Here is a 19,867-nt window from a genome sequence, read left to right as displayed (position 1 = left end):
GCGACGCGTTCGGGCCGAGCCTCGTCCGGCCGGTCCCCGTCCTCCACCCTGTCCCTCGCCCGCACGGGAGAGGGGCCCCGCGCTCCGTTCCGCGCCGACTCGGCCGGAGCCGCGCGATGAACGCCCTCGCGCTCGGGGCGCGCGCAGCGGCGCCGTCACGCGAAGACCTCCGCCAGCGCCCGCTCCACCCGGGCGGTGGATCCGGATTCGTCGAGCGGGTTGCGCCGCAGCCGGTGGCGCAGGCCGGCCGGGGCGATGCGCCGGAGGTGATCGTCGGTGACCATCGCGGCGCCGTCGAGCGCCGCGAGCGCCCGGGCCGTGCGCATCAGGGTCAGTTCCCCGCGCAAGCCATCCGTCCCGAGGGCGAGGCAGAGCCGCGCGGCGCGCTCCAGGGCGGCATCCGGCACGGTGACCGATGGCAGGCGCTCCCGTGCCAGCAGGATTCTTTTTTGAATCTTTCGCTCTTCGCCTTCACGGGCAGCACAGAACCCCTCCGGGTCGCGCTCGTAGGCGTCGCGGGCGCGCACCACCGCGATGCGGGTGGGGATGTCCCTCGGCGTCGCGACCTCGCAGGCCAGCCCGAACCGGTCGAGGAGCTGCGGCCGCAGCTCCCCCTCCTCCGGGTTGCCGGAGCCGACGAGGACGAACCGCGCCGGGTGGCGGAGCGACAGGCCCTCGCGCTCGACCGTGTTGACGCCGGAGGCCGCCACGTCGAGCAGGAGGTCCACGAGGTGGTCCTCGAGGAGGTTGACCTCGTCGATGTAGAGGAAGCCGCGGTTGGCGCGGGCCAGCAGCCCCGGCTCGAAGGCCTTCACGCCGGCGCCGAGCGCCCGCTCCAGGTCGAGGGTGCCGACCACCCGGTCCTCGGTGGCGCCCAGCGGCAGGTCCACCACCGGCACCGGTTTTTTCTCGGACTTTCTCCGCGCGCCCGGCAGGCTCGCGCAGTGCGGACAGGATTCTGCGGGACTTTCGGGATCGCAATTGTACGGGCAGCCGACCACCGCCCGCATCGGCGGCAGCAGGGCGGCCAGCGCCCGGATCGCCGTGGACTTGCCGGTGCCGCGGTCGCCGAAGACCAGCACGCCGCCGACCGCCGGGTCCACCGCCGCGATCAGCAGCGCCTGGCGCATCTCGTCCTGGCCGACGATGGCCGAGAAGGGGAAGGTGGGCACGCGATGACTCGATGCTGCGGGGGCATCCAACCCACCCCCTCATCCTGAGGTGCCGCAGCGTAGCGGAGGCCTCGAAGGAGGTCTCCAGAAGACGTGCGATGGCTGGAGCCCTCCTTCGAGGCCCGCTGACGCGGGCACCTCAGGATGAGGGCGAAGGTGGGAGAAGGGAACCCCCGCCCGCGCTTACTCCGCCGCCTTCTGCCGGAGCCCGATCCGGCCCCAGATCGTGGTGAGCGCCTCGACCAGATGGGCGATGTCGGCGTCGGTGTGCAGCGGCGACGGGGTGATCCGCAGGCGCTCGGTGCCGCGGGCGACCGTCGGGTAGTTGATCGGCTGCACGTAGATGCCGAACTCGTCGAGCAGGGTGTCGGAGATCCCCTTGCAGAGCACCGGATCGCAGACCATCACCGGCACGATGTGGCTGTCGTTCGGCATGGTCGGGATGTCGGCGGCCTCCAGCGCCTGCCGGACCTTCGCCACCCGCTCCTGATGCCGGGCCCGCTCGACGCCGCTCTCCTTGAGGTGGCGGATCGACGCCGCCGCGCCCGCCGCGACGGCCGGCGGCAGCGAGGTGGTGAAGATGAAGCCCGACGCGAAGCTGCGCACGAAGTCGCAGAGTTTTTCCGACGCCGTGATGTAGCCGCCGTGCACCGCGAAGGCCTTGCCGAGCGTGCCCTCGATCACGTCCAGCCGGTGGGCGACGCCGTCCCGCTCCGAGATGCCGCCGCCGCGTGCGCCGTAGAGGCCGACCGCGTGGACCTCGTCCAGGTAGGTCAGCGCCCCGTGGGCCTCGGCCACGTCGCAGATCTCGGCGATCGGCGCGATGTCGCCGTCCATCGAGTAGACCGACTCGAAGGCCACCAGCTTCGGCCGGGCGGGATCGACCAGCGCGAGCTTGCGGTTCAGGTCCTCCGGGTCGTTGTGGCGGAAGATGTGGCGCTCGGCCCGCGAGAACCGGATCCCCTCGATCATCGAGGCGTGGTTCTCGGAATCGGAGAAGACCGCGCAGTTCGGCAGGCGCGACGCGAGGGTCCCCAGCGCCGCCCAGTTCGACACGTAGCCGGAGGTGAACAGCAGGGCCGCCTCCTTGCCGTGGAGGTCGGCGAGCTCGCGCTCCAGCAGCACGTGGTAGTGGTTGGTGCCCGAGATGTTCCGGGTGCCGCCGGCGCCCGCGCCGCAGCGGTCGATCGCCTCGTGCATCGCCCCGGTGACGGTCGGGTGCTGGCCCATGCCGAGATAGTCGTTGGAGCACCAGACCGTCACGGGCCGGGTGCCGGCCGCGTGGTGGTGGGTGGCGTGCGGGAAGTTGCCCGCGTGGCGCTCGAGGTCGGTGAAGACCCGGTAGCGGCCCTCGCGGTGGAGCCCGGCGATCTCAGCCCCGAAGAAGGTCTCGTAATCCATGTCGCCTCTCCCCGAACAAATCCTGCGGGTTGATCCCGCCTGTGACACCGGACTTCGCACAAGACCAGTTCCAGATTGGTGGACGTGCGTCGCCCGCTCGTGATCCCTCGGCCTACATGTGGTCCGGCGGCCCGGCCGCTTCCCCGGGCGCCCGGGCCGGCAGGCTCCAGCGCCACAGCTCCGCCGAGGGCAGCGGCAGCATCAGGAACCAGTGCTCCAGGGTGGCGAGCGCGGTCAGCGTCGCCAGGACCGTGAAGCCGATCAGCTCGTGCTCCAGCAGGTCGGCACCCAGCGCCGCGCGCCCGAGCAGGGCCGCCGCGATGGTCCCGAGGCTCACCGAGACCGGGAACAGCAGGTTCATCGGCTTCCGGGACAGGTAGCAGGCGAGGTAGCCGAGATGGTCCGGCAGGAACTCGGCGTGGAGGTTGCGCACCCCCAGGAACAGGTTGAGCCGCGCCGACAGGTTCATCACCACCAGCGTGCCGTAGGTCCACAGGGCGAAGCGGTTGGGGCTGCCCCAGACCAGCGCCAGGATCGCGAGGCCGCCGACCACGATGGCGAATTCGTGCCACAGGCTGGTGGCGAGCGCGGCGAAGAACCGGTCGAGCCCGCGCACGCTCGGCGCGCAGGCGACGGGCCGCGGGCCCGACAGGAAGCCCATGTAGTAGCTCATCTCCTGCCAGCCCCAGACGACGAGCGCCGCCGTGAAGGCCGTGTAGGCCCCCGTGGCGCTCGTGTCGGCGGCGCTGGACCGGATCGCCACCAGGGCGCCGGCGAGCAGGAGGGTCGCCCCGGCCATGCTCCACGGATGCGTCCGCCGCGGGGCGTGATCGAGCAGCAGGATCAGCCCGGTGGAGAACCACCAGAGCAGGACCGCATACAGGACCGGGGCGGCGTAGGTCCCCATGCTACCAGACCGGCTGGAGGCGGATGTCGGCCGGCAGGGCGTTGGCCTTGACGGGCAGGAGATAGAGCCGCGCGAAGGTCACGGCCGCCCGGGCGGCGTGGAGGCCCTGCAGGGCCTTGCCGACGAGGCCGCCCCGCGCCTTGGCGTCGGCGATCGCCCGGGAGCAGGCGAGCAGCCGGTCGAGGCCCGCCTTGAACTTCGGGTTGTCGATATCGAGTTCCAGCGGGAAGGTCTGGCGGGAAATCTCCGAGGTGATCCGGAAGACCTTGAAGTCGTAATCGCTGGGATCGACGCCGAGCGCGGCGTGGAAGGCCGGGCGGTGATGGTCGCGCACGTACATCGTGGCGAAGACGGCGAGCAGGAAGAACCGGATCCAGTAGCGGTTCACGCCGCTCGTCAGCTTCGGGTTGGCGCGCATCAGCAGCGCGAAGGCCTCGCCGTGGCGGAACTCGTCGTTGCACCACAGCTCGAACCACTTGAAGATCGGGTGGATGCGCCGCTCCGGGTGCCGCTCCAGCTCGCGGAAGATCGTGATGTAGCGGGCGTAGCCGATCTTCTCGGACAGATAGGTGGCGTAGAAGATGAACTTCGGCCGGAAGAACGTGTACTTCTTGGACTTGGTGAGGAAGCCCAGGTCCACGCCGATGCCGAAATCCTTGAGCGTGTCGTTGATGAAGCCGGCGTGGCGGGCTTCATCCCGGCTCATGAAGCCGAACAGCTCCTTGATGTCCTTGTTCTTCGCCCGCTTGCGCATCTCGGCGTAGAGGACGCAGCCGGAGAACTCGGCGGTGATGGACGACACGAGGAAGTCCAAAAACTCCTTCCGCAGCTCCGGCTCCATCTTCGACAGGTCGCAGTCGAACTCCTCGTTGCGGGTGAAGTGGCGCTTGTTCGGGTCGGAGCGCAGCTCGGCGATCAGGATGTCCCAGTCGCGCCGCACCGGCTCGACGTTCGTGCGGTCGAGCTCGTCGAAATCGGTCGTGTAGAAGCGCGGGCTGAGGAAGGTCGTCTCCTGCGCCGAGCGGGTCGATTCATTGATCGGCGTCTTCGGGACGGGCTGGCCGGAGGGTGGCGGGACGGGTGCGTTCACAGCTTCCTCCTCTCGGAAAAGCTGACCTCGTAGAGTTCGGTCAGCTCGAGATGCGCGATGAGCTTGGTCCAGGCCCGCTCCAGCGCGCCGGCCCGCGTCACGGTGGCGGTGCGCCGCACGGTGAGGCGCTCGCCGTAGGGCACCGAGGTCGGCGCGTCGTGGACCTGGACCTCGTCGCCGGGCTCGATCTCGAAGCCGGCATCGAGGGTCACGTGCGCGTGCAGGCTCTCGGGCGTCTGCTCGATCTCCACCGTGCAGGGCACGGTGACGGTGCGGCTGCCGAACAGGCCCATCACCGCGTCTCCGCGGCGGGGGCGCCCGGCGCGGGCATCAGCCGCGCGAAGGCCCCGGCATTGGTCGGCCCGAAGGCCTCCAGGGGCACCCGGCGGCCGGTGGCCTCGTCGGCCAGCGCGAGGCGGCCGTCGTCGTAGCGGGTCAGGCTGAAGGGCTTCTCGGGGCCGAGGCCCTCCCGCTGGCGGGCCTGGGCGAGGCCCCGCAGGGTCCCGCGCAGGAACCCGTCCTCGCCGGGACGGATCCAGGCGACGATGTGCCGGTCGGCGACGTCCCGCAGGGCGATCGAGCCGTCGACCTGATCCTCGGCGCGGAACTCGAGGCGCTCCACCACCTTGGCGGGCGGCAGGGCGACGAGGCCGACCTTCTCGCTCCGGCCGATCAGGACCGCCAGCATGGTGAAGCCCATCAGCGCGCCGGCGCCGATCATCAGCAGCGCCGGTGCCGGTCCCGCGACCGCCATGGCCCGGCTGGCGCCCTCCGCCCGCTCGCCCATCGTGCCCCTCCCTATTCGGCCGCGACGAGGCGGCCGGGATTCTCGTCCGCTCGGCCGAGACGCGCCACCCGAACCGGCGGCGCGGTGCCGTCGGCATGGGCCTCGAGGGCGCGTGCCAGCAGCGCCGCCGCGGCGTCCGCGTCCGGCACCGAGCGCAGCATGGGCTCGGTCCGGGCGAGATGCCAGGGCCGGACATGCGGCCAGATGTGAAGGTAGGCGATCCGGAGGCCCGGCCGCAACCGCAGCGGCAGGTCGCCGCTGCCATCCGTGAAGGCCCGCAGGGCCGCCGTCTCGATCTGCGCGAAGGGCAGGTTGTGGGTCACCGGCAGGGCGATGCCGGCCTGCAGCACGACGCGGCGGTTGGTCACCGTGTAGAGCGTCGTCCGGTGAGTGAGCCAGGCGAGCAGCCAGAGCAGCGCGACGGCGCCGGCGCCGATCACCAGGGTCGGCGCCACCACCTTGATCGCCGCCGCGGGCGAGCCCGCCGCGAGGCCGAAGGCCACGGCGCAGACCGAGAACCACGCGATCACCAAGCGGGCGTGGAACACCCGGACCAGCAGGCCCGCGGTCGTCGGCGCACCCTGCCAGAGGATGCGCTCGCCCGCCGGCAGCGGGCCGGGCAGACCCCGCAGGGTGCCCTCGGGGAGGAAGTCGCCGCTCATATCAGGGGCTCCGCCCGGGCCGGCGTCGCGTAGAGCGTGCCGGCGCCGAAATACGAGATGATCCGCTCCTCCTCGAGGAAGGTCACGCTGTCGGGGTCGCGGGTGCTGGGGATGTCGGCGAACTGGCTCGCGAGCAGAGCCTCGGTCGTCACCGTCTTGGTGAAGCCGCCGGCCCGGCAGAACGTTGTCGGCATCAGCCGGCGCCCGCCCGTCGGGAGCTCGACTTCGTAGTAGCGGATCAGCGACTCGCCGCGGTCGACCCAGACGTCGCTGATCACGCCCGCGACCGCGTTGTCGGTGCCGAACACCGTCATGCCGATCGGGTTCGGGCCGTCCTCGTGGATGACGAAGTTCTTCGCCACCCGCAGGGGCACGATGCGGATCTCGTCGTCCCAGGTCCGGTCGTGCACGTCGTGCCGCAGCACCCAGGAGCCCGGGCCGACGCCGGCCTGGAGCGACGTCTCCGTGCGCTCGTAGGGGGCGCCCGGCCAGGGTTCGACCTTGCGGGCCGGGATCCCGGTCTCGATGTCGTCCCGGCCATGAACCGCCTGCGGCGCGTAGGTCGTCTCGCCGCCCGGCAGATGGAACGCCTTGGACCGGGGGATCAGGATCGGGTCGTCCGCCTTGCGGCGGCCGACCGTCTCGTTCTCCAGCGGGTAGCCCTCGCGCCGGTCCTCCCGGCGCAGCCAGAAGACCAGCCCCGCGAAGAAGAGGAAGAACGCGTAGAGTACGACCTGGGCGACGTCGACGTAACCCGTAAGTGCGCCGGTTGGCATGGCTGTCCTCCCCAAGTCTCAGGCTGTGCGGCCGGCGAGGCCGTCGGTGATGCTGTCTCGAACTCGTATCCGGGCGTCCTCACGCACCAGCGGTCCGAGCGCGAGCAGCGCCGCGAACAGCAGGGCGATCTCGATGTGGTAGACGATGAGGTAGCCGATGGCGGGCTCGTTCATGCCCTCGCCGAGCACCCCCGACTGGGCGATGGCGCCGCCGACGTCGCGCACGAGGCCGCTCGCCGCGATCGACAGCCCGGCCGCGGTCGCCTGCACGGCGCCCCAGGCACCGAGGGCGAGCCCGGTATCCTCGGGGCCGGCGCGGTTCATCGAGGCGGTGAGCGTGCCGTGGGCGAACAGGCCGCCGCCGAGGCCGATCAGGCTCACGCCCGCGGCGAACAGGTCGGCCGAGGCGAGCGGGGCGGCGAAGACCACTGCCGAGAAGGCCAGGATCCCGATCCCGACGCCCACCGCGGAGACGCGGAACGGGTCGCCCCCGCGCCCGAGCCAGCGCGCCGCGACCAGCAGGCCGAGCCCGCCTCCAGCGGCCAGCAGCGCGGTCAGCGCCGTGGTGGCCGCCACCGAGAGGTGCAGGATCTGACCGCCGTAGGGTTCGAGCAGGATGTCCTGCATCGAGAAGCCCGCCGTGCCGAGGCCGATCGCCACGAGGCGTCGCCGGGCGGTGCCCTGCCCCGCATAGGCCTGCCAGGAGGACCGGAAGTCGCGCTGCGGTGCCGTCCGCGTCCGGTTCGGATCGCGGGGCTCCTGCTTCCAGAGGGCGAACCCGTTGAGGATGATCGTGACCAGCGCCGCGCCCTGGATCACCTGGATCAGCCGGACGGGTGAGAAATGGGCGAGGAACAGGCCGAACAGCACCGCGCTCGCCATCATGCCGAACAGGAGCGCCGCGCAGAGCAGCGCCACCACCTTCGGGCGCGCGTGCGCCGGGGCGAGGTCGGTGGCGAGCGCCAGCCCGACGGTCTGGGTCGTGTGCAGGCCCGCGCCGACCAGGAGGAAGGCGAGCGCCGCCGCGAGGTTGCCGACCCAGAGCGGCCCGGTCGTGTCGCCCGACAGGATCAGCAGGGCGAACGGCATGATCGCGAGGCCGCCGAACTGGAGCAGCGTGCCGAACCAGATGTAGGGGACGCGCCGCCAGCCCAGCACCGAGCGGTGGGTGTCCGAGCGGAAGCCGACCAGCGCCCGCAGGGGCGCGAAGACCAGCGGCAGCGCCAGCATCATCGCGACGATCCAGGCCGGAACGCCGAGCTCGACGATCATCACCCGGTTGAGGGTGCCGATCAGCAGCACCGCGGCCATGCCGACGGTGACCTGGAACAGGGCGAGGCGGAGCAGCCGTCCCAGCGGCAGCTCGGCGGTGGCGGCGTCCGCGAAGGGAAGCAGCGCCGGGCCGAGGCGCATCAGGGCCTCGGTGAGCTTGCGGGCGGGGGTCATGGTCGCGCCCCGGGTGTCATTGGCCGACCATCCGCGCGGTGAGGCAGGGCGCGCGTCAGCGCCACCGCGTTCGACAGGTAGAATCCGCTGTTGATCCGGTGCGACCGCGCCCAGGCGAAGCCGTCGAGGGCCCTCTCCGAGGCGATCCGCCGCCGCAGCCCGCCCTCGGTCACCGGCACGATGGCGGGCGAGCGATCGCCGCGCGGGAAGAACTTCCCGGCCGCGTGCATCACCGTCAGGAGCGCCGTGCGCGGCGCTACGGTGAACAGCACCGAGCCGTCCGTGCGCGCGCCTAGCACCGCCAGCGCCCGGGCGATGTCGGCGGCGCGGTAGTGGATCAGCGAATCCATCGCCACGACGTGGTCGAACCGGCCGAGCGCCGGATCGAGCATGTCGCCCACCCGGAAGTCGATGCGCCCCGCGCCCGCGATCGCCGGCAGCCGCTCCTGCGCCAGCCCGATCAGCGTCGGCGAGACGTCGATCGCCACCACCTCGGCGCCCCGCCGCGCCGCCTCGACGCTGAGCGCCCCGGTGCCGCAGCCGGCATCGAGCAGGCGTGAGCCCGTCATGTCGGCCGGGAGCCAGGACAGCAGCGTCGCCCGCATGGCGTCGCGCCCGGCCCGCACGGTGGCGCGGATCCGGCTCACCGGGGCGTCCGAGGTCAGGCGCGACCACGCCTCGACCGCGGTGCGGTCGAAGTAGGTGGTCAGCTCGCCCCGGCGGGCGTCGTAGCTGGCGCTGGCCATCGGTCGAACTCCAGACTCAATCGAAACCGAGGAACTCGAACAGGTCGCGGTCCTTCATGGGGATTGCCTCGCAGGGCTCGCCCCCGGCCCAGAGCGTCTCGGCGAGCCGCATGTACTCGGCGGTCACGGCGTCGAGCTCGGGCGACGAATCCATCTCGAACAGGGTCGACTTCTTGAGCCGCGAGCGCCGGACCACGTCGAGGTCGGGGAAGTGGGCGAGGCGCTTCAGGCCGACCGCGTCGTTGAACCGGTCGATCTCGTCGGTCTTGGCCGAGCGGTTGGCGATGACGCCGCCGAGCCGCACGCCGTAGTTCTTGGACTTGGCGTGGATCGCCGCGACGATCCGGTTCATCGCGAAGATCGAGTCGAAGTCGTTGGCGGTGACGATCAGCGCCCGGTCGGCGTGCTGGAGCGGCGAGGCGAAGCCGCCGCAGACCACGTCGCCGAGCACGTCGAAGACGACGACGTCGGTGTCCTCCAGGAGGTGGTGCTCCTTGAGGAGCTTCACGGTCTGGCCGACCACGTAGCCGCCGCAGCCGGTGCCGGCGGGCGGGCCGCCGGCCTCGACGCACATCACGCCGTTGTAGCCCTCGACCACGAAATCCTCGACCCGCAGCTCCTCCGAGTGGAAGTTCACGGCCTCCAGGGCGTCGATCACCGTGGGGGCGAGGCGCTTGGTCAGCGTGAAGGTCGAGTCGTGCTTCGGGTCGCAGCCGATCTGCAGCACCCGCTTGCCGAGCTTCGAGAAGGCCACCGACAGGTTCGACGAGGTGGTCGACTTGCCGATCCCGCCCTTGCCGTAGACCGCGAAGACCTTGGCGGTCTCGATCTTCAGGTCGGGGTCGAGGGCGACCTGAAGGCTCCCCTCCTCCTTCCGGGCGACGACGGGATTGCGGATCGCGATGTTCATGCGGCCACTCCTGCGGTGACGCCTTCCAGGCGGTCCTCCAGCTCCTCCTCGGCCCGGTCGAGGGCGTCGCGCATCTCTGCGTCGGGGGTCCAGAAGCCGCGGCGGTGCGCCTCGATCAGCCTTTGGGCGACCTTGGCGGAGGCGGTGGGGTTCAAGGCGGCCATGCGCTCGCGCATGTCCTTGTCGAGGACGTAGGTCTCGGTGATCCGCTCGTAGATCCAGGGCTGGACCGCGTTGGCGGTGGCCGACCAGCCGACCGTGTTGGTGAGATGCGTCTCGATCTGGCGGACGCCCTCGTAGCCGTGGCCGAGCAGGCCCTCGTACCATTTCGGGTTGAGCATCCGGGTGCGCGTCTCCAGCGCCACCTGCTCCTCCAGGGAGCGGACGCGCCCCTCCCCGCGGGTCTGGTCGCTGATGTAGATCGGCACCGACTCGCCCTTGGCCCGGGCCACCGCCCGGCCCATGCCGCCGAGCCCGTCGAAGTAGTGATCGACGGAGGTGACGCCGACCTCGACCGAGTCGAGGTTCTGGTAGGCCATGTCGACGGAGGCCAGCACCGCCTGCATCAGGGCGCGCTGCGGCGCCGGGCGGCCGGTGCGGCCATACGCAAAACTCTTGCGGCGCGAGAAGGTCTCGCAGAGTTCCGCGTCGTCGTCCCAGTTCCCCGAATCGACGAGGTGGTTGACGTTGGCCCCGTAGGCGCCCTCGGCGTTGGAGAAGACCCGGAGCGCCGCCGTCTCCAGGTCGCAGCCCTGCTCGGCCTGGATGGCGAGGGCGTGCTTGCGGACGTAGTTCTGCTCGAGCGGCTCGTCGGCGATCGCCGCGAGGTACGAGGCCTCGGCCAGGAGCTTCGTCTGCAGCGGCAGCAGATCCCGGAAGATGCCGGACAGGGTGACCACCGCGTCGATGCGCGGGCGGCCGAGGGTCTCCAGCGGGATCAACTCGGCGCCGCTCAGGCGGCCGTAGCCGTCGAAGCGGGGCGCGGCGCCGATCAGCGCGAGCGCCTGGGCGATCGGGCCGCCCTCGCTCTTGAGGTTGTCGGTGCCCCACAGGACCAGCGCGACGCTCTCCGGGCAGGGCTTTCCGTCGGCGGCGAAGCGCTCGAGGATCCGGGCGACCTGCCGGGCGCCGTCCGCCACCGCGAAGGCCGAGGGCAGGCGGTAGGGGTCGAAGCCGTGGAGGTTGCGGCCGGTCGGCAGCACGGCCGGGTTGCGCAGGATGTCGCCGCCCGCCACCGGCGGCACGAAGCGGCCGTCGAGCGCCCGCAGCAGCGCCGGAACTTCATGGTCGCGGGACAGCAGCCGGTCGGTCTCGGCGAGGTTCTTGAGTGTCTCGCGGTTGGTCTCGTCGGCGGAGAGGCCGGAGGCCTTGAGCGCCGCCTCGATCCCCCGCCCGGCCACCAGGGCCTCGATCCCGGCCCGCTCCGGCTTCACGCCGTGCGCCGACTCGGCGAGCGCCAGGAGCAGATCGACCCGCTCCTCTTCCGGCGTCCCCTGCCCGACCACGTGCAGCCCGTGCGGGATCAGGGTCTGCTCCAGCTCCTGCAGCGCGGTCCAGAGGCCTGAGACCCGCGCCTCCAGATCGCCGCTCCAGCCCGGATCGGCCGCCACGAGGTCGACCGCCGCGCCCTGATCCTGGATCAGGCGGGCCAGGGTCTCGCGCTCGCCCGCCGCCTCGGGGCCGAGGCCGCGCCAGCGCTCGATCGAGCTCTTCAGGTCGATCAGCCCACGGTAGAGCCCGGCAGCCGCGAGGCTCGGGGTGAGGTAGCTCACCAGCGTCGCGGCCGAGCGGCGCTTGGCGAGCGTCCCCTCCGAGGGGTTGTTGGCCGCGTAGAGGTAGACGTTCGGCAGCGCCCCGATCAGACGCTCCGGCCAGCAGGCCTCGGACAGGCCGGTCTGCTTGCCGGGCATGAATTCGAGGGCGCCGTGGGTGCCGAAATGCAGCACGGCGTCGGCAGAAAAATCCTCGCGCAGGTAGCGGTAGAAGGCCGAGAACGCGTGGGTCGGCGCGAAGCCGCGCTCGAACAGCAGCCGCATCGGATCGCCCTCGTAGCCGAAGGCCGGCTGGACCCCGACGAAGACGTTGCCGAACTGCGCGCCGAGGACAAAGATCTCGGCGCCGTTGGTCTGGTGGCGGCCGGGCGCCGGGCCCCACTGGGCCTCGATCTCGGCGAGGTAGGGCTCGCGGCGCAGGTGATCCTCGGCCGGGATGCGGGCGTGGACGTTGGCCTGGGTGCCGTAGCGTTTGGTATTGCCCTCCAAGATCGCCGCGCGCAGGGCATCGACGTCTTCCGGGATCTCGACCGTGTAGCCGTCCGCCGCCAAGCCCTTCAGGGTGTTGAGCAGCGAGGCGTAGACCGACAGGAACGCGGCCGTGCCGGTGGCGCCGGCATTGGGCGGGAAGTTGAACAGCACCACGGCGAGCTTCCGCTCGGCCCTCGCGGTCCGGCGGAGGGAGACCAGACGTGCGACCCGCTCGGCGAGGCGGGCCGCCCGCTCGGGATGGACCCGCATGTCCCGGGCGTTGTCGCTGCCGGAAGCGGAGGACCGTCCGCCGAACACCATCGGGGCGGTGGCGCCGTCGAGTTCGGGGATAGCGACCATCATGGTCGCCTCGACCGGCGACAGGCCGCGGTCGCCTGCCTCCCACTGCTCCAGGGTCTGGAATTCCAGTGCCTGGGCGGCGAGGTAGGGCACGTCGAGGCGGGCCAGCATCGACTCGGCCGCGGCGGCGTCGTTGTAGGCGGGGCCGCCGACCAGCGAGAAGCCGGTGAGCGAGACCAGCGCGTCGATGCAGGCGCGACCGTCCTTCATGAAGAAGGAATCCACCGCCGGGCGGTTGTCGAGGCCGCTGGCGAAGGCCGGCACGACGTCGAGGCCCTGCGCCTCCAGGGCGGCGATCACCCCGTCGTAATGGGCGGTGTTGCCGGCGAGCACGTAGCTGCGCATCACCAAGAGGCCGACGCGGCCCTTCGCGCCCGCGAGGCGGGGCAGCCGTGACGGGTCGGCGCCGATCCGGCCGGGCAGGCGCGGGTGGTAGAGGCCGGTCTCGGGGTAGTCGAGGGGTGCGGGCGCCGCCGGGCCGTCACGCCAGGCGGCCCGCTCGCCGGCCGCGTAGCGGTGCACGAGGAAGCGCACCAGCGCGGCGACGTTCTCGTCCGAGCCCGCGAGCCAGTATTGCAGGGTGAGGAAATAGGCGCGCACGTCCTGGGCCGAGCCCGGGATGAAGCGCAGGATCTTCGGCAGCTTGCGCACCAGGGCCATCTGCCGTCCGGCATTGCCCTGCTGGCCCGGCTTGCCGCGCAGCTTCTTGAGGAAGTCGAGGGCGCTGCGCTTGGTGCCGCTCATGTCGAAGCGGCCGAGCTTCGTGGTCTTCACCACCTCGCCGGCCGAGAGGCAGCCGACCATCGCGTCGCAGGCGTCGCGCCGCGCCGCCAGCGCCGGCAGGATCGCCCGCACGTGCTCGTCCATGAACAGCATGGCCGAGAGCACGATGTCGGCCTGCGCGATGTCGGCCCGGCAGGCCTCCAGGGTCGCGGGGTCGTTGTCCCATTCGGCCGCCGCGTGGAAGCCCAGAACCAGCCCGGGCATCTCGGTCCGGAGGCGCAGGCGCGCCCGTTCCACCGCGCTCGCCAAGTGATTGTCGAGCGTGACGATGACGATGCGGATCGGCGGCCTATCGGCCGAAATGCGCTTTGGCATCGTAGAGGGTCTCGACGGTGATGAGCGGCAGATGCCGCTCCCGGGCGAAGGTCTCGGTGTTGGTGCGCGCCTTGCCCCGCACGAAGAACGGGATCTTCTTGAGTTCCTTCTCGGCCTCGGGCGACCACGCTGCGGCCCGGTCCAGAAGAATCGGAACGGGCGCCGGCGTCGGAGGGGTGTCGGCCGGCGCCCGTTCCGCGGCCTCGAACGCCCCGTCCGCCGGAGTCCCGTAGGACTTGCCGCCGAGATGCGAGGGGCCGACGCCGTCGTGGAATTCGGGATCCTCCCGGAACATGCCGAGGAGGTGCTCTTCGAGGCCCATCATCAGCGGATGGACCAGGGTGTCGAACAGGACGTTGGCGCCCTCGAACCCCATCTGCGGGGCGTAGCGGGCCGGGAAGTCCTGGACGTGCACCGGCGCGGAGATCACCGCGCAGGGGATGCCGAGCCGCTTCGCGACGTGGCGCTCCATCTGGGTGCCGAGCACCAGTTCCGGCGCGGCCGCGCGGATCGCCGCCTCGACGTCGAGGTAATCGTCGGTGATCAGCGCCTCGATGCCGTGCTCGGCCGCCTCGGCGCGAACCTCGCGGGCGAATTCGCGGCCGTAGGTGCCCAGTCCCACGACGGTGAAGCCGAGTTCCTTGGCGGCGACCCGGGCGATACCGATGGCGTGGGTCGCGTCGCCGAAGACGAAGACGCGCTTGGCCGTGAGATACGTCGAATCGACCGAGCGGGAGTACCAGGGCAGCCGCGAGCCGGGGCCGTCGAGCACCGGTGCCGGGTCGATCCCGGCGAGGCTCGCAACCTCCTCGACGAACCGGCGGGTGCCGCCGACGCCGATCGGGACGGTCTGCGTGAACGGCTGCCCGAAACTCTTCTTCAGGTAGTCCGCGGCCGACCGGGCGGTCTCGGGGTAGAGCACGACGTTGAAATCGGCCTCGCGCAGCCGGCCCAGATCGGCGGGCGAGGCGCCTAGCGGTGCCACGACGTTGACCGCGATGCCGAGGGTGTCGAGCAGCCGGCGGATCTCGATCAGGTCGTCCCGGTGGCGGAAGCCCAGCGCCGTCGGTCCCAGGATGTTGCAGAGCGGGCGCTGCCTGGGTTCCCGCGCCGGATGCGGGGCGGGCGGACCGGCGAGCGCCCGGACGAGGCGGTAGAAGGTCTCCGACGCGCCCCAGTTCTCCTTCTTCTGGTAGGCGGGCAATTCCAGCGGAATCACCGGGATCGGCAGGTCGAGCGCCTTGGCGAGGCCGCCCGGATCGTCCTGAATCAGCTCGGCGGTGCAGGAGGCGCCGACGATCATCGCCTGGGGCTGAAACCGCGCGTGGGCGGCCGAGACCGCCTGCTTGAACAGCTCGGCGGTGTCGCGGCCGAGATCCTGGGCGCGGAAGGTCGTGTAGGTGACGGGCGGGCGGGCGTCCCGCCGCTCGATCATCGTGAACAGCAGGTCGGCGTAGGTGTCGCCCTGCGGCGCGTGCAGCACGTAGTGCAGCCCGGACATCGCCGTGGCGACGCGCATCGCGCCGATGTGAGGAGGTCCCTCGTAGGTCCAGAGCGTGAGCTGCATGGCTCTACACCTCCAGCAGGGCGCGGCGGCGGAGCGGGCGCACGAACAGCTCCGCGAGGTCGCCGGCCTGCTCGTAGCCCTGCACGGGCGTGAACAGCAGCTCGATCGACCACTTGGTCGACAGCCCCTCCGCCTCCAGCGGATTGGCGAGGCCGAGGCCGCAGACCGTGAGATCCGGCCGTTCCGCCCGGCAGCGGTCCATCTGGTCGTCGAGGCTCTGGCCCTCCGTCACCCGCGTGCCCGCGGGCAGCAGCTCGATCTCGGCGGCGAGATGCCCCCGGTGCAGGTACGGCGTCCCGACCTCCACGAGGTCCGCGCCGAGCTCCCGGGCGAGGAAGCGGGCGAGCGGAACCTCCAGCTGCGAATCGGGGAAGAAGAACACGCGCTTGCCGCCGAGCCTCTCGCGGTGGGGGGCGAGCGCGGTCTCGGCGCGGGCGCGGCCCGCTTCCGTGGCCTGTTCGAAGGCGGCCTCGGAGACGCCAAACGCCTCGGCGGCTGCCCGAAGCCAGCCGGTAGTGCCTTCGGCGCCTAGAGGGAACGGCGCGGGCAGCCGGCGGGCGCCACGCTCGTCGAGGGCCCGGGCCGTGTCGGTCAGGAAGGGCTGGGCCAGCAGATAGCGGGTGTTGCGCCCAACAGCCGGCATCGCGTTCGCCCGGCGGGCGGGCAGGAACCGGACATCCGCGATCCCCATCGCGGCGAAGAGCCGGAGAAACTGATCCTCCACCACGTCGGCCAGCGCCCCGACCACGAGGAGCGAAGGGACCGCCGTCTCGGCCTCGCGGGGCAGGTCGGGCACGAGGGCGGCGAGGCAGGCATCCTCCCCTTGCGTGAAGGTCGTCTCGATGCCGGAACCCGAGTAGTTCAGCACGCGTACGGGGGCGAGCCGTCCCGACAGGCGCTGGGCCGCCCGGGACAGGTCGAGCTTGATCACTTCCGACGGGCATGAGCCCACGAGGAACAGGAGCTTGATGTCCGGCCGGCGCTCGATCAGCCGGGTCACCACCCGGTCGAGCTCCTCGTTGGCGTCGGCGAGGCCGGCGAGGTCGCGCTCGTCGATGATCGCCGTGGCGAAGCGCGGCTCGGCGAAGATCATCACGCCGGCGGCGGACTGGATCAGGTGCGCGCAGGTGCGCGAGCCGACCACCAGGAAGAAGGCATCCTGGATCTTCCGGTGCAGCCAGACGATGCCGGTCAGCCCGCAGAACACGGCCCGCTGACCCTGCTCCTGGCGGAGCTCGATGCCGCCGCAGGGTGGCTGATGGACCAGGGGAGCGTTCACGGCAGCGCCTCCGCGAGGCGCGGCGCGCGACTTCCGGCACTCTCCATGCGCGCGGCCCGGAGCTTCAGGAGGAACTGGGCCGCGTTGATCACGTAGGTCGCGTAGGCCGCCAGCGCGAGGAGCAGCAGCGCCTGACCCCTGAGCGCGCCCGTGGCGAGGGCCGCGAGGTAGGCGGTGTGGAGAGCCAGCACCAGCATGCTGACCACGTCTTCCCAGAAGAAGGCAGGCGCGAAGAGCCACCGCCCGAACACGACCTTCTCCCAGATCGAGCCGGTGACCATGATCGCGTAGAGGGCCAGGGTCTTCACGACGACCGAGATCTCGGCCGCGCGCAGGCCGTCGTCGGTGGCCAGGGCGCGCAGCACCAGGACGAGGCTCACCAGGAAGATCGCGAACTGGAGGGGCGCCAGCACTCCCTGGACCACGGTCCAGAGCGACGAATCGCGCCGGCGCCGTTCGGCGGGCGTGTAGAGCGGTCGTGCCGGCCGGTCCTCGGGACCCATGCATCCGCTCCCTGGTCGTCGGCGGCGCCTCAGGCTCCGTCGTGGACAGAGGCTAGGGCGGGGGTCCGGGAAGTGTCAAGTGCGCTTGACGCTTCCACGACATGACAGTGGCAGGGATATTTTTTCTTCGAATAAGATCATTGCCAAGATCGTCAGGAAGCGTATCGTCGGCCGTGGCGGCAGAGATTGCTGCCGTTCGGCTTGTCAGACTCAGGAACTGACGGACACGAAGAATAGACGGGCGAGCAACGCCACACCGAGCGCGCGAGCGGATCCGCCGGCCCTTCCGGGACGGGGCCGTCTCAGGGAGGATGCCGATGGGAAACTGGAGGCATTTCGGTGGCCGTCTGGATCACGGTCCGTCCGCGGCCGGCTGCAGCCCCGTGAGCGACGGGCTCCCCGTGTTCCGCGAGGCGGCCCTCGGCTGGCCCGACCTGCACAGGCCTGTGCCCGACGCGCTCGCCAAGGTCGTCGAGGCGGAGATCCTGCCCCGCCTGATGCTGGCCCACCGGCCCGCCGGCCGCGCCGTCCCGGCGGACCGGGCGCCGAGCGCGCGGGAGATCGCCGACTTCAGCGCCCTGCTCCTGGCCTCCGGCCCGGTCGACCTCGACGCCCGCGTGGACGCCCTGCGCGACGGCGGCCTGCCGCTCCCGCGCCTGCTCCTCGACCTGCTCGCCCCGGCCGCCCGGCACCTCGGCGCCCTCTGGGAGGAGGATGCCTGCGACTTCCTGGCGGTGACCGAGGCCCTCGGGCGGCTCCACACCGTGAGCCGCCGCCTCTGCGCCGAGCTGGAGAGCGAATCGGTCCCGGCCAACGGGCGCAGCGTCCTGCTGCTGCCCTGCCCGGGCGAGACCCACGTCTTCGGCCTGTCGCTGGTCGCGAGCTTCTTCCGGGAGGCCGGCTGGGACGTGACCACCGCGGTGCCCGGGCCGGGGGTCGACCCCCTGGACCTGCTCCGGTCCGACTGGTTCGACGTGGTCGGCCTGTCGCTCTCCTGCGACGTCCTGCTGCCGGTCCTGACGGCGACGGTGGCGGAGGTGCGCCGCGATTCGCGCAACCGGGACGTCCGGGTGCTGGTCGGCGGCCCCTTCTTCGCGCGCCACGGCGGCGAGGCGGGGATCGTCGGGGCGGATGCCTGCGCGTCGGACGCGTGCCTCGCGCCCGCCGCGGCCGAAGCTTTGCTGGACAGACAGGCCTTGGCCTGCTGAAAGGGCCTCCAACCGACTATCACATTGCGGTGACCGTGACCCCTCAGCCCCGCCCCTCCCCGCAGTCGCCGCCCGCGGCCCTGCAGCAGGTGGCCGGCCTCCTCCAGGGTGAGGCGGTCGGGCGCATCGTCGCGGCGTCCGCGGACCTCTCCCTGGTGATCGACGCGGACGGGGTGATTCGGGACGCCACGGTCGGCGCCGATCTCGCGGCCGAGACCGTGGCGGGCTGGCTGGGCCGGCGCTGGATCGACACCGTCACGGTGGAGAGCCGCCCGAAGGTCGACGCCCTGCTGCGGGACGCTGGGGCCGACGGCATCACCCGCTGGCGCCAGGTGAACCACCCCTCGCCCGACGGCGCCGACCTGCCGATCCGCTACGCGTCGATCCGGCCCTCGGAGGGCGGCCCGATCCTCGTGCTCGGGCGCGACATGCGGGCGGTGGCCGCCCTGCAGCGCCGGCTGGTGGAGACCCAGCAGGCCCTGGAGCGGGACTACGACCGGCTCCGCGCCGCCGAGACCCGCTACCGGCTCCTGTTCCAGATCTCCGGCGAGCCGGTGCTGGTGGTCGATGCCGGCACGCGCCGGGTGGCCGAGGCCAACCCGGCCGCGGCGCGCCTCCTCGGGCGCCCGGCCAAGCGCATCGCCGGGCAGGACGCCGTCGAGCTGTTCGACCCCGCCAGCACCCGGGCCCTGGAGGCGCAGTTCGCCGCCCTGCGGGCGACCGGGCAGGCGGGCGAGATCCGGGCGGCGCTGCAGCACGGGCGCGGGGAGGTCACGGTCTCGGCCTCGCTGTTCCGGGGCGAGGGCGGCGCGAGCGCGCTGCTGCAGCTGGTCGCCGACCCGGCGACGGCGGCGCCCGGGCCCGACCAGGAGGCGCCCACCGCCGCGGTGATCGAGGCGATGCCGGAGGGCTTCGTGGTCACCGATTCGGCGCGGCGGATCCTCATGGCCAACGCCGCCTTCCTGGAACTGGCGCAGCTCGCCACGGTGGGCCAGGCCCGCGGGCGCACCCTCGACCACTGGCTCGGCCGCGACGAGACCGAGGCGCAGGCGCTGTTCGCGACCCTCGTCGACCACGGCGCCGTGCGCCGCTTCGCCACCGTCGTCCGCGGCGCCTACGGCGGCATGGAGGACGTGGAGGTCGCCGCCGTGTCGGTGGCTGGCGCCCGCCCCTGCCTGGGCTTCGCCATCCGGTCGGGCCCGCGGCGGATCGCCGAAGGGCGCCCCGGGGTCGGGCGGGAGGTGCCCCGCTCGGTGGAGCAGATGACCGAGCTGGTCGGCCGGGTCTCGATGAAGACCCTGGTGCGCGAGACGACCGACCTGATCGAGAAGCTCTGCATCGAGGCGGCGCTGCGGATCACCCGGGACAACCGGGCCTCGGCGGCCGAGATGCTCGGCCTGAGCCGGCAGGGCCTCTACGCCAAGATGCGGCGCTACGGCGTCGGCGACCTGGACGGCCCGGTCGAGGACATCTGAGGATCCGGGCGCGGCCTCCGGGCGCGGCGGGACCCGTCCCATCCCATCCCATCCCATCCTTTCCCATCCCCCGAAGGTGCGCGCGGCGGGGCGCCGGACCCCCTCGGATCCTGGCACCGAAGGCCTCGAAGATCCCGGAATCGTCCTCGCGGACGGGGGTCGCCGGGAACGCCCGGGGCGCCGCCGGAGCGCCGGAAAGCGCCCGCGCGGGCGGTCCCGCCGGCACGGTTTCTCGGT

The 19,867-nt window shown here is 71.9% G+C and carries 17 protein-coding genes; 2 read left to right on the top strand and 15 right to left on the bottom strand.

The features are described 5' to 3' along the window. Window positions 1–155 precede the first annotated feature (155 nt). From bchI to bchF, 15 genes are all read right to left on the bottom strand, one after another. Window positions 156–1,172 carry a magnesium chelatase ATPase subunit I gene (gene bchI / locus H288_RS0124705; protein WP_020095262.1) on the bottom strand — a complete coding sequence of 339 codons (1,017 nt, stop codon included), beginning with the start codon at window positions 1,170–1,172 and terminating at the stop codon, window positions 156–158. Between the two features lie 183 nt (window positions 1,173–1,355). After that, window positions 1,356–2,573: a 5-aminolevulinate synthase gene (hemA, locus tag H288_RS0124700; protein ID WP_020095261.1), complete on the bottom strand. Its 1,218-nt coding sequence runs from the start codon at window positions 2,571–2,573 to the stop codon at window positions 1,356–1,358. Window positions 2,574–2,685: 112 nt separating this feature from the next. Beyond that, window positions 2,686–3,480: a putative photosynthetic complex assembly protein PuhE gene (puhE, locus tag H288_RS0124695; protein WP_020095260.1), complete on the bottom strand. Its 795-nt coding sequence runs from the start codon at window positions 3,478–3,480 to the stop codon at window positions 2,686–2,688. Between the two features lies 1 nt (window position 3,481). Continuing rightward, a complete protein-coding gene (acsF, locus tag H288_RS0124690) occupies window positions 3,482–4,570 on the bottom strand; it encodes a magnesium-protoporphyrin IX monomethyl ester (oxidative) cyclase (RefSeq protein ID WP_020095259.1) in 1,089 nt (362 codons plus the stop codon). Continuing rightward, window positions 4,567–4,863, bottom strand: coding sequence for a hypothetical protein (locus tag H288_RS0124685; protein WP_020095258.1), 297 nt, complete (start codon window positions 4,861–4,863; stop codon window positions 4,567–4,569). Before H288_RS0124685 ends, acsF begins: the two co-directional genes overlap by 4 nt. Beyond that, the gene (puhC, locus tag H288_RS0124680; RefSeq protein ID WP_020095257.1) at window positions 4,863–5,357 is read right to left on the bottom strand and encodes a photosynthetic complex assembly protein PuhC; all 495 of its coding nucleotides are present in this window, start codon (window positions 5,355–5,357) and stop codon (window positions 4,863–4,865) included. Before puhC ends, H288_RS0124685 begins: the two co-directional genes overlap by 1 nt. 11 nt (window positions 5,358–5,368) lie before the next feature. Continuing rightward, window positions 5,369–6,019 (bottom strand): photosynthetic complex putative assembly protein PuhB, encoded by a 651-nt coding sequence (gene puhB, locus H288_RS0124675; RefSeq protein WP_020095256.1) that lies wholly within the window; start codon window positions 6,017–6,019, stop codon window positions 5,369–5,371. Continuing rightward, on the bottom strand, window positions 6,016–6,795 hold the full coding sequence (puhA, locus tag H288_RS0124670) for a photosynthetic reaction center subunit H (RefSeq protein ID WP_020095255.1): 780 nt from the start codon (window positions 6,793–6,795) through the stop codon (window positions 6,016–6,018). Before puhA ends, puhB begins: the two co-directional genes overlap by 4 nt. Window positions 6,796–6,813: 18 nt before the next feature. Further along, complete coding sequence (locus tag H288_RS0124665; RefSeq protein WP_020095254.1) at window positions 6,814–8,241, bottom strand: BCD family MFS transporter; 1,428 nt, start codon at window positions 8,239–8,241, stop codon at window positions 6,814–6,816. Then, window positions 8,238–8,987 carry a magnesium protoporphyrin IX methyltransferase gene (gene bchM / locus H288_RS0124660; protein ID WP_020095253.1) on the bottom strand — a complete coding sequence of 250 codons (750 nt, stop codon included), beginning with the start codon at window positions 8,985–8,987 and terminating at the stop codon, window positions 8,238–8,240. Before bchM ends, H288_RS0124665 begins: the two co-directional genes overlap by 4 nt. Window positions 8,988–9,003: 16 nt before the next feature. Beyond that, window positions 9,004–9,897 (bottom strand): ferredoxin:protochlorophyllide reductase (ATP-dependent) iron-sulfur ATP-binding protein, encoded by an 894-nt coding sequence (bchL, locus tag H288_RS0124655; RefSeq protein WP_020095252.1) that lies wholly within the window; start codon window positions 9,895–9,897, stop codon window positions 9,004–9,006. Further along, window positions 9,894–13,598 carry a magnesium chelatase subunit H gene (locus H288_RS0124650; RefSeq protein WP_020095251.1) on the bottom strand — a complete coding sequence of 1,235 codons (3,705 nt, stop codon included), beginning with the start codon at window positions 13,596–13,598 and terminating at the stop codon, window positions 9,894–9,896. Before H288_RS0124650 ends, bchL begins: the two co-directional genes overlap by 4 nt. Beyond that, a complete protein-coding gene (gene bchB / locus H288_RS0124645) occupies window positions 13,573–15,165 on the bottom strand; it encodes a ferredoxin:protochlorophyllide reductase (ATP-dependent) subunit B (protein ID WP_020095250.1) in 1,593 nt (530 codons plus the stop codon). The genes H288_RS0124650 and bchB overlap by 26 nt, the downstream gene beginning before the upstream one ends. Before the next feature lie 4 nt (window positions 15,166–15,169). After that, window positions 15,170–16,444, bottom strand: a complete 1,275-nt coding sequence (locus tag H288_RS0124640) for a ferredoxin:protochlorophyllide reductase (ATP-dependent) subunit N (protein WP_020095249.1) — start codon at window positions 16,442–16,444, stop codon at window positions 15,170–15,172. Then, window positions 16,441–16,947: a 2-vinyl bacteriochlorophyllide hydratase gene (bchF, locus tag H288_RS0124635; protein ID WP_020095248.1), complete on the bottom strand. Its 507-nt coding sequence runs from the start codon at window positions 16,945–16,947 to the stop codon at window positions 16,441–16,443. The genes H288_RS0124640 and bchF overlap by 4 nt, the downstream gene beginning before the upstream one ends. A 317-nt stretch (window positions 16,948–17,264) precedes the next feature. Here bchF and H288_RS0124630 point away from each other — a divergent pair, with 317 nt between their 5' ends. Then, window positions 17,265–18,155, top strand: a complete 891-nt coding sequence (locus H288_RS0124630; protein ID WP_026605259.1) for a cobalamin B12-binding domain-containing protein — start codon at window positions 17,265–17,267, stop codon at window positions 18,153–18,155. Between the two features lie 29 nt (window positions 18,156–18,184). Next, window positions 18,185–19,630: a transcriptional regulator PpsR gene (ppsR, locus tag H288_RS0124625; RefSeq protein WP_020095246.1), complete on the top strand. Its 1,446-nt coding sequence runs from the start codon at window positions 18,185–18,187 to the stop codon at window positions 19,628–19,630. Window positions 19,631–19,867 lie beyond the last annotated feature (237 nt).

This window comes from Methylobacterium sp. 285MFTsu5.1 (genome assembly GCF_000383455.1).
GTDB lineage: Bacteria > Pseudomonadota > Alphaproteobacteria > Rhizobiales > Beijerinckiaceae > Methylobacterium.
This window is presented reverse-complemented; position numbering and strand designations above follow the sequence as displayed.